This window comes from Pseudoalteromonas sp. A601 (assembly GCF_002165575.1).
Classification (GTDB): Bacteria; Pseudomonadota; Gammaproteobacteria; order Enterobacterales; family Alteromonadaceae; genus Pseudoalteromonas.
On the sequence record NZ_MXQF01000013.1, the window covers coordinates 62,047 to 76,584 of the forward strand.

The 14,538-nt window shown below is 39.0% G+C and carries 10 protein-coding genes; 5 read left to right on the top strand and 5 right to left on the bottom strand.

Annotated features, from left to right (window positions below; all coding sequences use genetic code 11):
* Positions 1–43 precede the first annotated feature (43 nt).
* From B5G52_RS12495 to B5G52_RS12505, 3 genes are all read left to right on the top strand, one after another.
* The gene (locus B5G52_RS12495) at positions 44–1,750 is read left to right on the top strand and encodes a GMC oxidoreductase (protein ID WP_087532981.1); all 1,707 of its coding nucleotides are present in this window, start codon (positions 44–46) and stop codon (positions 1,748–1,750) included.
* 10 nt (positions 1,751–1,760) lie between these two features.
* Positions 1,761–2,333 carry a gluconate 2-dehydrogenase subunit 3 family protein gene (locus B5G52_RS12500; protein WP_087532982.1) on the top strand — a complete coding sequence of 191 codons (573 nt, stop codon included), beginning with the start codon at positions 1,761–1,763 and terminating at the stop codon, positions 2,331–2,333.
* Positions 2,334–2,727: 394 nt separating this feature from the next.
* The gene (locus B5G52_RS12505; RefSeq protein WP_254911200.1) at positions 2,728–5,853 is read left to right on the top strand and encodes a TonB-dependent receptor; all 3,126 of its coding nucleotides are present in this window, start codon (positions 2,728–2,730) and stop codon (positions 5,851–5,853) included.
* 490 nt (positions 5,854–6,343) lie between these two features.
* Here the strand turns inward: B5G52_RS12505 and B5G52_RS12510 are convergent, their stop codons facing one another.
* The 5 genes from B5G52_RS12510 to B5G52_RS12530 all read right to left on the bottom strand — a co-directional run bounded on the left by B5G52_RS12510 (position 6,344) and on the right by B5G52_RS12530 (position 11,180).
* Positions 6,344–6,844, bottom strand: a complete 501-nt coding sequence (locus B5G52_RS12510; RefSeq protein ID WP_087532983.1) for a YgjV family protein — start codon at positions 6,842–6,844, stop codon at positions 6,344–6,346.
* Positions 6,845–7,013: 169 nt separating this feature from the next.
* A complete protein-coding gene (locus B5G52_RS12515) occupies positions 7,014–8,465 on the bottom strand; it encodes a tetratricopeptide repeat protein (protein ID WP_217896187.1) in 1,452 nt (483 codons plus the stop codon).
* 35 nt (positions 8,466–8,500) lie between these two features.
* On the bottom strand, positions 8,501–9,919 hold the full coding sequence (locus B5G52_RS12520) for a cellulase family glycosylhydrolase (protein WP_087532985.1): 1,419 nt from the start codon (positions 9,917–9,919) through the stop codon (positions 8,501–8,503).
* Positions 9,920–9,934: 15 nt separating this feature from the next.
* A complete protein-coding gene (gene rhaM, locus B5G52_RS12525; protein ID WP_087532986.1) occupies positions 9,935–10,249 on the bottom strand; it encodes an L-rhamnose mutarotase in 315 nt (104 codons plus the stop codon).
* Between the two features lie 13 nt (positions 10,250–10,262).
* The gene (locus tag B5G52_RS12530) at positions 10,263–11,180 is read right to left on the bottom strand and encodes a DUF4861 family protein (RefSeq protein ID WP_087532987.1); all 918 of its coding nucleotides are present in this window, start codon (positions 11,178–11,180) and stop codon (positions 10,263–10,265) included.
* A gap of 265 nt (positions 11,181–11,445) precedes the next feature.
* Between B5G52_RS12530 and B5G52_RS12535 the strand changes: the two genes are divergently transcribed.
* Both B5G52_RS12535 and B5G52_RS12540 read left to right on the top strand, forming a co-directional pair.
* A complete protein-coding gene (locus B5G52_RS12535) occupies positions 11,446–12,912 on the top strand; it encodes a sulfatase (protein ID WP_254911201.1) in 1,467 nt (488 codons plus the stop codon).
* 162 nt (positions 12,913–13,074) lie between these two features.
* Positions 13,075–14,484, top strand: a complete 1,410-nt coding sequence (locus B5G52_RS12540) for a sugar porter family MFS transporter (RefSeq protein WP_254911205.1) — start codon at positions 13,075–13,077, stop codon at positions 14,482–14,484.
* Positions 14,485–14,538 lie beyond the last annotated feature (54 nt).

Sequence of the window (14,538 nt, forward strand, 5' to 3'; positions counted from 1 at the left end):
AAAACCAACTAAAAATAAAAACTATAAACATGAGGATGAGCAAATGTATGACGTAATCGTTGTTGGTTCTGGTATAACTGGTGGTTGGGCTGCTAAAGAATTTTGTGAAAAAGGCTTTAAAACATTAGTCATTGAGCGTGGTAGGCACATCGATCATCGCGGGGCTGAATATACAGATATGCAGGCACCTTGGCAGATAGAGAATCGTAATAAAGTCCCAGAACTTTTTGATGAAGAAGGTCGCTATGCGATGATTGAGCGTAAAGGCTATTTTAAAAACGCAACAAAACAGTTTTTCATTGATGATAAAGAACACCCTATCTCTTATCCAAAAGAGAGCCCTTTTAAATGGATTCGTGGTTATCAATTGGGCGGTCGCTCACTCACATGGGGTAGGCAGTCACTACGCTGGGGAGTTAAAGATTTTCAAGCAAATGCGAAAGATGGCAACGGAGTTCCTTGGCCTATTGGTTATGAAGATTTAGCCCCTTGGTATGATTACGTAGAGTCTTTTATCGGTGTATCGGCTAATAAAGATGGTTTGGATACGCTACCTGATGGTGTGTTTCAGAAACCGTGGGAAATGAGTTGTGCTGAGAAATTTATCTCAGAAAACTTGAAGGAAGCATATTCGGATAGACGGTTGATTATTGGCCGTTCAGCTAACTTAACTGAGCCGACGAAAGAACAGATTGAACTAGGACGAGGGCAATGCCAAGCGCGTGCTTACTGTAACCGTGGGTGTACTTTTGGTGGCTATTTTAGCTCATTATCAGCGACATTACCCGCAGCTGAGCGTACCGGTAATTTAACAGTCGTTACCGATTCAATTGTTGAGTCAGTTAATTACGATGACAAACTTGGTAAGGCAACTGGTGTAACGGTTATTGATGCGCACACGAAACAGAAACGTCAATATCGTGCAAAAGTCATATTTTTATGTGCCTCTGCGTTGGGGACGGTTCAAATTTTACTAAATTCTAAATCTAAGTCATTTCCAAATGGTATAGCTAATTCAAGTGAAGCTGTAGGTCATTACATTATGGATCATTTTTCCGGTGTATTAGCAAACGGTGAAGTACCTGGATTTGATGATAAGTTCTCGATAGGGCGCAGGCCAATTGCAACTTATATTCCTAATTATCGTCATGAGCAAAAAGATGGCGTCGATTTTGTCAGAGGGTTTGGTTTTCAGGGGACAGCTCAAAACCGCAGTAATACCGGCACTGCTGCAAGAAGAGTTGGCATTGGTGCGACAGTGAAAGATGAAAGTAATCAAGCTGGTCCTTGGCGGTTCCGAGCGATTATGTACGGCGAAATGCTACCAAACTATGATAATCACGCACGATTACATCCAACGGATAAAGATCAATGGGGTATTCCAATATTGCATATTGATGCTCGTATTAGAGATAACGAGCGCAAGATGATTAAACAGGCAGCAAAAGACATTAAAGAAATTTTAACCGTTGGTGGGTGCGTTGATATCCAAGTGAATGAATTTCCTGAAAGCAAACCTATTTTTGTCGGCGATCGCGTACATGAAATGGGAGGAGCGTGTATGGGAGAAGACCCCAAAAATTCGGTATTGAACAAGTGGGCTCAAACTCATGATGTAAAAAACTTATTTGTTACTGACGGTGCTTGTATGTCTTCTTGCGCGACGCAAAATCCCTCTTTGACATATATGGCAATTACAGCTCGCGCTGCAGACTACGCAACTAAGTTAATCTCGCAAGGTCTTTTGTAAGGAGACTTCAATGTCTAATATTAATATCAGTCGACGTGTTTTTATTGGGGCGTCAATGTATTTAGTGGCAACACCTATATGGGCTTCTGTTTTTAATAGCGCTAATGCGTTAGCTGTATTTACTGAAAGTGGTCAGTTTTTTACTGCTGATGAGTTAACTATTCTCACTGATATCGCAGAAATCATGATCCCAAGAACCAACCAGCCCGGCGCTACAGATGCTCATGTAATTAATGTGCTAGATGGCTTGATGTTGAGTTGGGCTGGTGTAGAGACAAAGTTTAGATATAAATCGATTATCAAACAGGTTGAACAAATTGCACTAGCAAGTTTTAAGAGTGATTATAAAAGTGTCTCACAGTCTGATAGAGAAAGCCTTATCACTGAGTTGGATAAGCGTGCATTTGCAGATCGAACATCAGAATTATCGATAAGCTATCGAAAGTTAAAAGAAATGATATTTCATATTTTTTATACTTCAGAGGAGGCTAATCCTAATTTTATGTTGGTACCCGGCACTTATAAAGGGGATATCAGCAAAGAGCTGTTGGATTTATATAATGCTCGTGGAAGAGTGAGCTAGATTGTCAAAATATTTAATAACTCTGAGCAAAGCCATCATTAAGATGGTTTTTTTATATGAGTGATTTATCTACGAAAGGAGTTTTTTGATCAAAATCACTCAAGTATGGTCACTGAATTTCTTTCTTGTCTGCATTATAAATTCAAAAAACACTGTTAACTCTATTTTAAAGCGTGGTTTTCTCAATGAATATCAAATAATAACAATGTTAACTCGATGATTAATATTGGTTTATTTATAAAAAGACCGAAAGTGATTATTTTTGATTTTAAAATGATTTTTGTTGTGTTACCGTATTGTTAATTAGCAAGGCTTAGTTGTTAATTGAGGAATGTGTAAAGCAAGCTCATATAAAATAAATAGTAACCAACACACACAATTTATGGGGAACACAATGATGAATAAAGAGAGAAAAAAAATGACCTCGACGGCACTGCTTGGTGGTTCGTTAGGTCTAGCTCTGACAGTATTCGCACCTTCAATTTTGGCTCAAGAAGTTAAACAGGCAATAGATACAAATCAGGAAACTTCAAAAGCAAGAGATGCCAAAATTCAAGAAAGAGAAGCAGAATTTGAAATTATTGAAGTGCAAGGTATTCGTGGATCATTAGAGAATGCTCTAAATACTAAAAGAGATGCCCCATCAATTGTAGATGCAATTTCTGCATCAGATATAGATGCACTGCCGGCACTTGATTTAGGTGAAGCACTGCAAGCTGTACCTGGTGTTCAAATTGAACGCTCCGGTGAGGGTCGTCAGTCTGAGATTAGTTTGCGTGGTTTAGGCGGTGGTTTTGTTAAAACAACTTCAGCTGGACAGAGCTTTGCGACACCAAGTAGAAGTTTTAGCGATGTTGGTTCAAGTAACCCATTTGCAGCATTTGAGGCGAGTGTATTTGATGGTGTAACCGTTGTAAAATCTCCTACTGCTGATATGCAAGCGGGTGGAATAGCAGGTATCGTCGATAAACAACTACAGCGTGCACTAGCTAAACCAGATGGTAAATATAACATAAGTATTGGTGGTCGTTATGAAGATTTGACTCAAAACTGGGATGAATCTATAAAGTTCTCAATGAGTAAACATCTTATCGAAGATGAACTTGCAGTAGCCTTTAAAGTCGCGGGCTCTGGGCAAACTTTCCGTCGTGATACTGCTAACTTTACAAATTATGCTCCGCTAATTGGTCAAAACGATGCTGCAACGGATGCAAACTTACGTGTAAACTCAGACACCATTGATGCATACCGCGCTAAGTATGGTATTCCTGATGATGCAGCAATCCGCAGCCCATCCTCAATACGAAACGTAACAGAATACAGTGAAGGTGATCGTATTTCCTTTACAGGTAATATCGAATGGCGCCCTACCAGCGATATGACTGTAGGTGCTCACTTACTATATACTAAGCGTGACTTAGACAGTGGTACCAAACAAGACGCTCAATTTAGCGCTGGTTATAATCAAAACAAACCGCAAAATAGTGACAGGTTCTATATGATTGAGCCTGATATGAACACAGCACCATTTATATATGACAGCCTGGAAGATGGCACTCCTGTATATGCCGTTAGCAAAACAGCTATAACAGATGGTGAGTATCTTTTTACAAATCGTGAAACCACTTTCTTTGAAGAAGCAAAAGGTTTATTTCTATACGGCGACTACGTTGTAGATGACTGGACATTTAACGCGATGCTAACGCATTCAGAATCAGAGAATAAATTCCAGAATATAGGTTTGGATTTTAGACATACAGGTCACCATAAAGCGACAACTAAAGTAAATGGGGTTAATGTTGATACTGTTCCGACAGGTATTGATATTCAATTAGACTCCGCTCAAGGTGACTTGAGTCAAGCGTCTGTTGCTGCACAAGGCTGGGATAATTGGAACTATGATGTTGATTGGCAAAGCCCGACGGCATTAAATGCATTGTCGCTGACTACAGCTGATGCATTAAATGATGGCCGCCGCTTAAGCCATTACGTTACCGGTCGAATTGATAATCCTGTACGTGAAATGTCAACTGGTGAGTTTGATGCTAAACGTTATCTAGATTTTGGATTCGGCGATGGCTTTATGTTCGGCGCAATGAAGTTTGGCGTACGTTATAGCCGTGAAGTGCTTGAAAACTTTGACCAACAAATTGGAGCTGTCGGTGTTAATGCTGATGCTGTCGGTAGCTTTACTATTAGTGATGCACTTGTTTCAGATGGTCAAACAGAGTTCTTTAATGGTAATTTCCCTGGTACATTTGGTGCTAATACTGGCTGGCAAACCATTGATAACTTACCTCATATAGCGGCATTGCAAGATGGCATGGCTGATATTGAAGGGGGTATTAAAGCGGGCGATAGTGGATTTTACGAGCGTTTTAATGGGCCGCATCCACAACGATATGCAACTAATTTTGACGTAGAGCAAACTATATCTTCAGCTTACTTTATGACTGATATTTATGGTGATATCGGCAACGTACCGTGGCGAGGTAACGTTGGTATGCGTTATGTGTATACTAACAATGACTTTGACGGCATCAAGCGAGATCGCGAAGCCGGTGACGTTTTAGTAGCAACTCAACTTAGTGATGATTATGATCACTGGTTACCTTCGCTTAACTTATCGTTTGAATTACAAGAAGATCTAGTCTTTCGTACTGCTTATAGTAAAGGGTTTGTACGTCCAAACTTACGTGTGATGACGCCAACAACAGAAGTTAATGGTAGTAATACTAGCGTTAAGGTTGATAAACCAGCAAGCCTTGTTAAACCGTACGATGCAGACAACTATGATCTGTCACTCGAATGGTACAACCGCGATGGTAGTGCAATCTCTGTTGGCCTTTTCCGCAAAGAGCTAACGGGCTTTTTTGAAGATAGAGATACATGCCCAGAAGGCGATCCTTTAGTTATTGATGCGTTAGGCAGCGATGTAGTTCGTGAAGATAATACAGCAACGGGTGGCTTTACTTGTACGCAAGTTGAACCGTACTTGGGGGATGATGGCACAGAGTACAATCGTGCTGTACGCGTTGTTGAAAAGTATAACGATAATGACACAATTGAACTTACTGGTGTTGAATTGGCTATTCAACAGAAACTAGATTTTTTACCGTATCCGTGGAACGGCTTCGGTGGTGTGTTTAACTATACTTATATAGACCAAGATGGTACCGAAGATAGCACGCTGTACTCAGTGGCACCTGAGTCGTTTAACGTAATTGGTTATTATGAGAATGATGGCTTTAGCTTCAGACTTGCATATAACTGGAAGGATGATTCTTACTTAAAAGGTCAAAACTCGTATCTAGGCGTCCAGCCTCGTGTGCAAAAAGCAACGGGTCGCTTAGATCTTGTAACTTCATATAAGTTTACTAAAAACTTTAGAGGTTACTTAAGAGGTTATAACTTAACTGATGAACAACGTTATGAATACTGGGGTAACAATGAAAGTGCGGTTTCGCGTGTTGATTATACAGGCCGTATTTATGAAGTGAGCTTCAGCTACAGCTTTTAATTAAAACTTGAATCTCTTATTAAAAACCTAACAATCATTTATATTGTTAGGTTTTTTTTGATCCTAAGTCATTAGTAATGGAATGAATAATCTGAGGTGTTAGTAAACTCTTTAACTATTTCGGTTTAAGGGGATTACTGAGGCAGAGAATTATCTCTATCCTGAGATGTAATGTATAAATATGCTAGAACCGTAAAGCGTATACATTGTCTGGCTGTTTTTAATTGCCAAACCCAGCCTTACAAGCGTTATCTTTTTTGGCTCAGTGTTTTGTAATTGATTACATAATCAGGCTCCATTAGATACGTCTGAAGCTTAATGAAGGTTAATCGAGTAGTTGCTAAGATACTGCATATCAGCACAATACTTTGCTTAATATAGATCAAACTCACAAAATGATTAAAGTTACAGTGATATATTCAAGTTAAAATAATGAACTAAAGCGATGGGGTAAGGCTTTAGTTCATATTGTATAAGATTAAATAAGTAACTAAGCTCGAACGTTGAGTTTATGTAATTTATAAATTGTTGTTAGGTTGATAACTATTACTGTGGCTTCAAGTAATATTCCACCAAGTGATCCAACAATAATATTGTTTATAAGCCACAGGCAAGAACCCACAAACACAACCCAGCGCATTTTTATTCCATTGAGGCAAAATAATGCGTACGTACCTATGCACGATCCAGCTATGGCGATGTAGTCAGTCCATTGATTAACGGTGAAATAACCAATCAAAGCGGTAAGTATAATGAATAAGCCAGCGAACCATTTGGCTTTTGTTTGTAATGATGTTGCTGTTCGCCCAGCTGCGAATAAACAGCATAGTGAGGAAGTTACTGCATTTAATAAATAAAAGTGTAATGCATGGTTTAAATTCATTACTATCATCATTATTTTAAAGCGGCGATCATCTTTTTGCATAAAACACAGTATTGCTAAAATGTAGCTAACAAACCCTAAAGCTTGCACAAAATAACTATCAAACACTTACTCTCCTTTGAGCGTTACTGATTAAATGAAGCTGCAACAATTAAGTCGCCGTAATAGATTAAAAACAGATTTACAGGGGGGTAATTGCCTTCGTTAGTCATTTCTGTTGGTGATGAATGAAAATACTTCGGGGCAATTATCCATGGTAGGGTCAACCTAACCCAAACTATTCGTCAGTTATATAAACTGTACCAACAGTAGATTCATCTAATAGTGACTGCCATTCACGAGTGTCCCAATTTGCGGAGTTACCTCTACTAATTGCGGTACGCATATTTCTAACAAATTGACTAAAATCTCTAGCCTCTCGATCACGATAAGACAGTGCCAATAAATAGTAGTACTCAGGGTTATTGGTTTGTTCATGCTCAATATTTTTTAAATTTTGCACTGCAGATTCAATACTGTGCAAAGACTTATCTTTGGCTGTGAGCTTAATATCAATAGCTCTAATAGCTGCGTTTGTATCGCCTTTGTCCATCGCTGATGAAAACCAAAATAACGCTTTGCTTTGATCTTGTTGCACCCAAGGGCTTGAGTTCAAAAGCATACCTAAGCGGTACTCTGCACGGATAAGGCCATATTTGCTTGCTTGGGATATCCACTTAATTGCTTCTGGGATATTGCGTTGCTCTCTATAAAGTAACATCCCATACTCATACATAGCACTAGGGTGACCTAGTTTGGCGATAGCTAATAATTTTTGTTCAGCCTCTTGCGGCTCTGATGTTAGCCAAGGAAAATTTAATAATGCCATCGCGTATTGATATCGTTCGTTTAATGTTGTTCCTTGTTTTAACCTTTTCGACGTGCGTAATATTTGTGCATACATAGGCTCATTTTTATCAATCAAGATTGATTTTGAATAAACTGCTGCACCAAGAAATACTCTGTGAACAAAACTTATATGTTGATTATTTATTGATGGTTTTGGCTGAGGGAAGAGAATAAACTCGTTTATGAGTCTTTTAGCAGAGCCACCCATGTTTTGCACTTCAAAATAATTACGAATCGAACCATCTGCAGCAATATCAATATCTAGGATTAGATAAGGTTCCTTAGGGGTCGACATATAGGTGGCATCTTCATTTCCACCTTCTTCAATGGCTAAGTTATTTAAACTAGCAATCGAATCTTCCATAAAGTCTTCACTATAGAAAAGGTGTTTCAATTTTTCATTTCCATCAAAAGTAACTTTTGAAGGCAATGAGCCTTGTAGGATTACAGGGAAATACTTGGCATCAATAGCTTGTTTACCCAACTTTACTTTATAGTCATCCATTACTTTGATAAAAGTAGCTTTAGAGTCAGTAGAGAGTGTCGCTAGTGTGTTATCTATCACTTTTTGTGCATCAAAATAGTCATATTCTGCCGCTAAAGAGTAATAAATGAGGGCATTGACAACATCTTGTTTTACTCCTAAGCCCTTGGCGTACATTCTTGCTAATTGATAATATGCATGTGGATTACCAAGTTTAGCTGCTTCTATATAGCCAGCCTTTGCTAAATCATATTGCTGGGCTGTGAAATAACTGTCTGTTTTAAGAATATCAGCAGCCATTAGGGTTGAGGCATGCACGACTGCTACTAAGAATAGCCATTTTATTTTTTTCTTCATCATCTTTACCATAATGATAGCCAATGTTGTGAGTGTTATTGACTCATTTTTACTGTTGGATCCGGGGCCTTATATATTCCGGGCTTAATTTTGATATTAATTTGCGCTTTATCTTTAGGCCATGATAGTAAAACTAATTGCTGCCTATCATTATCCCAAATAACCTCACTTGGTTGTGTATTCTTGCTTGAGCTATGAACTTCTAAGCCTGATTTTATCGGGCTTTTACTCATAATGAGATCATCGCCAATGTAGACAGTAAATCCATCTGGATAATGTCTATCCGCACCAACAAAAATACGTGAAACCCCTTTAGTATTATCAGTTGTGATATTTAAATCTAAAGTGCGTGTGGCAAAGTGAAATTTAAAGTTTTTGATGTCACCAGCAATTATTTGTGGGTATGGGCGTGCAATAATGTCAGTTATATACTTTCTTTCTACAGTACCAATTGCTTGTTCATCACTGAAAATAGCCCATGTGGAAGGACCTCCAGGTAAGAAATTTTGATAACTACGATTGCCTAGAAACCATGCTTTAATAGAGCCAACTCCCATTTCATCGAAAATTTCAGCTGTTTTTATGTAAAACTCAATGTAATTTAGTTGTTCTTTGACTGAGTTATCTGTTGTTACTAGAGTCGGGAATCCCCATTCACCAATGAGTATCGGTGCACCTAATAATTGAGATTCTTTATCAAATCTTTCCATCGTTGGAGCTATGTAATCTAAATGCTCTTGGTAGATATGTGGGGCAAAAATAATATTTTTACGATCTATTCTTTTTGTTATTTCTGCATATTGGTTTTTGTTGATGGCATCGCCTTTATTCATGAAAATGGTTTGTATTAAAAACTGTTTATTGTCGCTGTAAGGAATAGCAGCATCGATAATTTTTTCATATAGCGGGATCAAATAGCGACGAGTTAGCTGATCGTAAGAAATATCCATATCTTTTTTACGAGGCTCATTAACTAAATCATACCCAATCACATAATCATCATCTTTAAACGCTTCCCATATATGCTTCCAAGCATTGATATAAGTTTCTTGTTCATTACTTTTGTTTAGGTATAACTCTTCCCATGAAAAATCAGTTGCACCATAAACAGTCATTTTAAATACTGTTTTAATGCCAGCCTCGCGGCCTAACTTAGTGGCACGTTTAACTCTGGCTAAATATTCAGGTTCAAACGTGTTGTCGCCAAGCTCACTTAATTTGCCCATTTCAAGTCGAATAACTTGAACATTGGCACCCATTCTTACCATTCTTAAATAGTCTTCAGGGTTGAAGTCCACCGCACCTGCATGGTCATTGGTATTAATGACATAACCTCTAGGGATCATATGTCTACCATCATTATCTCTTAAACCGTGTTTAATATCGGCAAAACTGAATGGTGATAATAACCATATCGTTACTAGTAGCAAAACCTTACAAATGCGATGTGACATAACGACTCCTATATTTTAATCTAAGTGGAATACCTGTTCGATAGGTGTAACAATCGGCGAATTGTCGGCGTTTGTTTCCATAATGTCAGACATAAATGCCCACCACTTTTTAACAATTGGTGTAAGTGGTAAGTCGTCCATTTTGTGATCATTAGTTCTTTTCAAAACAGCAAATAGTGTGTTTGACGATGGCTCATGAAATATTGAGTAATCAGATACACCTGCGTTTTCTAGCTCTATAACTAGTTCAGGCCAGATCTCGTCATGACGCTTTTTATATTCAGCTTCATTGCCTGCTAGTAAAGTCATGGTGAATGCAATTTTTTCCATGTTAATACCTATATTATTTTTTAAATGTATCTAAATAGTTTTGCCATTGAGTACGTGTTGTAATCTCGCCTGCTGCCTCCCATGCAAAACCAGCATGGTACTCAAGTGAGCCATCTTTATCTGATTTTGTGAATATCCATATGTGACTCTCGTCTTTTGCTTGTTTAGCTATATGTTGAATATCTTGTACTTTAGAAGGATCTATAATGGCGCCAGTACCGAGAGCTTTGCCGTCAAACATTTCCCAAGCAGAGATTCGCCCTGTTTGTTCATTATGCGCCACTAAGGCTTTCTCATCATGAGTTGTAATGCCGATAGCAATTGGGAGTGAGGCCGGTTTACCATTGAGCTTGAACGTGGAGTTGACTTTATAAAGATTAGAGCCCATTGCGAGAGAAATCGTTTTTGATTCGTTAACTAACCCTAGTGGTGTTTGCCATTCATATTGAAGAGTGAATACGACTTTTTCTGGGCCATTTTGCTGAATTTCAAAACTCTTATAGTTATGGGCTGTATAATCCTTACCATCCACCCAGATTGCAGAACCACCAACACCACGACTAATACCGACATGGTATGGGTCATAACCTTCACCTGAGTCTGTGTGGTATGAAGCAGTGCCTTTAAATGCTTGGTCGTACCATTTATCTATGATCGAATAATCAACCTTTTTTAGCCAAGCATCCACGCCACTTGCGTGTCCTTTTATAGGGGCCGCTGGTCCATACACTCGAAAAGCAACTTTATCATTCTCCCATGCAAAGTCGTCCTGTCGTTTAGGGACATATACAGCATATGCCTTTACTTCTTTAGCGTAGGTATTTTGCTCTTGAACTACGGTTGAGGTTGCATCTGCACAGCCGGTTAACACAGCATAGCTGGTGGCTATAACGAGCAATGAAGATGTTTTTAAATTAAGCGATTTTTTCATCGGAATACCTATTTATCGTGTGTTTATAATGAGTTAACTGTGCATTTTTTAATTATTCAATGCGCCATAGTTATATTAATTATCCTGCACTTTATATTTCAAATTAGCGAACATAGGAGCGACTTGGCTGAGAGTTAATATATTTTGTTGCATCTGCGTGATTGATATTGCATCATTGTGACTAATATTGCAATTTAATGTGTTAATCTTGACTGTATAAAGTTGATTTCAATTGCAGCAACTAGAACAGGGTGGGGGATCAATTTTGAATAGACGAAAATTTCTCATTGGAAGTGCTGGTTTTGCTGCAGCAACCATGACTGCATACGAGCTTGACTGGTTAACTCAATTAAAGAAAGAATACCCGAATGTGTTAATGCTAATTATTGATGATTTAAATGATTGGATTGGGCCACTAGCTGGGCACCCAAACACAAAAACGCCTAATATTGACCGACTCGCCAACATGGGAACGGTGTTTACCAATGCGCATGCTCCCGCTCCTTTATGTGGTCCATCACGTGCGAGTATTATGACGGGGCTTGCGCCCTCCTCTACGGGTATATATGGGCACATTCATGATAAAGATATTAAAAATGCAAACGATAAAGCCAGCCAATCTATTTTTTTAAGCGAGTACTTTAGAAAGCATGGTTACTACACTGCAGCTGTTGGTAAAGTTTTTCATGAACGAGTAGCGCCAGATAGCTTTGATACCTATGGCGGTCGTACAGCGGGGTTTGGCCCGTATCCACAAAGCAGAATGAAATGGCATGATCCACGCACAAATACTGACTGGGGGGCATTTCCCGATACAGATCAGCAGATGCCAGATTATGAATCAGCGCAATGGCTTGCGAAGCAGCTTGCGATGGATTACGACAAGCCATTTTTTATGGTAGGTGGTTTTTTACGCCCGCATGTGCCTTGGCATGTACCTCAGAAATGGTTTGATATGCATCCTGTCGAAGAGCTTGAATTACCTGCATACTTTAAAAATGATTTAGATGATGTGCCAGAGATTGCCACGCAAGTATCGGAATTACCTATGATGCCTACCACTGAATGGGCTATTGAAAGTGGTGAGTGGAAAAATATGGTTCAAGCATATTTAGCAAGTATTTCATTTGTTGACTCTTGTGTCGGAACTGTACTTGATGCGCTTGAAAAAAGTGAATATGCGGATAACACGGCTATTGTTCTATGGGGAGATCATGGTTACCAATTAGGAGAAAAAGGTAAGTTCGCTAAAATGGCTTTGTGGGAAAGAGCAACTCGCACACCATTAATAATCAAACCACCAAAGTCATCTGGTGGACAAGTAAGTAACCGTCCTGTCAGTTTACTTGATTTATACCCTACGCTTATCAAAATGTGTGGGTTACCCGAAAACCCGTTAAATCAAGGCCAAGATTTATCGCCATTGCTAAATAACCCAGATGCGCAATGGGAGCATGCTGCAGTCACAACGTATGGCCCAAATAACCATGCAGTGAAAACAGAGCGTTATCGCTATATACGCTACGAAGACGGTAGTGAAGAGTTATACGACCATGAAAATGATAAGAATGAATGGCATAACGTCGCGGAGGCAGACGAGTATAAAAATGTGAAAGCGCGTTTATCAGCCTTCCTGCCTAAAGAAAATGCCAGTTGGTCTGCTGCTTCATACTATACAGGTAACCCGTATTTTTCAGATTTGACCGAAAGATCATTAACAAAGAGTAAGTAATAAACCCGCGGAAAAAATAGCTTGTTGGTAAAAACTAAATATTCAACGGTTTTAGAGAAACACTTGGATTTTGAACAAATAGAAAGGGATTTTAGCTCTATTTAAACAAAGTTCGATATGCAGATATCGAATTAAAATTCTATAAAGATAACAACACACACAATTTGGATAATTATGAACAATAAAGAAAATGTACTTTTAATTGTCATGGTTTGCTTTGTCGCAACAATTGGCGGTTTTTTATTTGGTTTTGATAGTGGTGTTATAAATGGCACTGTAGATGGCTTGCAAGCTGCATTTGGTTCAAGCAGTGCGGGCACAGGATTCAACGTATCAAGTATGTTGATTGGCTGCGCAATTGGTGCTTTTAGTGCCGGCCGATTAGCTGATAAATTTGGTCGCCGCCGAATCTTACTTGTTGCAGCTGTGTTTTTTATTATTAGTGCCTGGGGATCTGGGGCTGCAGATTCATCTTTAGAATTTGTGATCTATCGTATCTTAGGTGGTTTAGCTGTAGGTGCTGCATCAGTGATGACGCCAGCTTACATTAGCGAAATTGCTCCAGCACGATACAGAGGTACACTGTCTACTTTACAACAAGTTGCAATCCTTTTTGGTCTGTTTAGTGCATTTGTTAGCAATTACTTTTTGGCAAACAGCGCTGGTGGTTCAACTGCCTTATTTTGGCTTGATTTAGAGACATGGCGTTGGATGTTTTGGGTTGAGCTAGTACCTGCAAGTTTATTTTTTATCGCTTTATTTTTTATCCCAGAAAGCCCACGTTATTTAATTATGGCGGGGAAAAAACAGGCTGCAATAAATGTACTGTCTCGCTTATATGGTTCTGAGTCAGCGCAATCAAAACATGACGAGATAGCAGCTTCACTTGCTGTTGATAAACACCAACCAAAACTTTCTGATTTAATTGATAAATCTAAAAACAGATTACGCCCAATTGTATGGGTGGGTATTGGTCTTGCTACATTCCAGCAATTAGTCGGTATCAATGTGGTTTTTTATTATGGAGCAGTGCTTTGGCAAGCGGCAGGTTTTACAGAGTCTGATGCATTACTCATTAATATAATCAGCGGTATGGTCAGTATTTTAGCGGTATTTATTACTATGTACTTTATTGACAAAGTAGGTCGAAAGCCATTTCTACTGATTGGCTCTGTTGGCATGACAGTTACGCTTTCGATTATGGTTTACGCTTTTTTAAACGCAGAAACTGGCGCATCGGGAAACTTAGAGTTGGGTGATCAAGGTATTGTTGCTTTGATAGCTGCAAATGCATACGTGTTTTTCTTTAACTTATCGTGGGGCCCTGTTATGTGGGTCATGTTAGGTGAAATGTTCCCTAACCAAATCCGCGGCTCAGGCCTTGCGGTCGCAGGTTTTGCACAGTGGATCGCCAACTTCTTAATTACTTGGTCATTCCCAATTATGCTTACTGGTATTGGTTTAGCTGGGGCTTATGGTTTTTACGCAGTTTGCGCGCTAATTTCGGTGGTATTTGTATTTAAATTCTTAAATGAAACGAAAGGCAAAGAACTCGAAGAGATGGGTGGGTAATTCTATATATTTCAGATAACAGTGTGGGGCTAATGAAACCCAAGTCCCACCTTT

Bases quoted from the DNA above. Each gene is read 5' to 3' on its own strand.
- B5G52_RS12495 (WP_087532981.1), top strand. From the start codon at position 44: ATGTATGACGTAATCGTTGTTGGTTCTGGTATAACTGGTGGTTGGGCT.
- B5G52_RS12500 (WP_087532982.1), top strand. From the start codon at position 1,761: ATGTCTAATATTAATATCAGTCGACGTGTTTTTATTGGGGCGTCAATG.
- B5G52_RS12505 (WP_254911200.1), top strand. From the start codon at position 2,728: ATGATGAATAAAGAGAGAAAAAAAATGACCTCGACGGCACTGCTTGGT.
- B5G52_RS12515 (WP_217896187.1), bottom strand. From the start codon at position 8,465: ATGAAGAAAAAAATAAAATGGCTATTCTTAGTAGCAGTCGTGCATGCC.
- B5G52_RS12520 (WP_087532985.1), bottom strand. From the start codon at position 9,919: ATGTCACATCGCATTTGTAAGGTTTTGCTACTAGTAACGATATGGTTA.
- rhaM (WP_087532986.1), bottom strand. From the start codon at position 10,249: ATGGAAAAAATTGCATTCACCATGACTTTACTAGCAGGCAATGAAGCT.
- B5G52_RS12530 (WP_087532987.1), bottom strand. From the start codon at position 11,180: ATGAAAAAATCGCTTAATTTAAAAACATCTTCATTGCTCGTTATAGCC.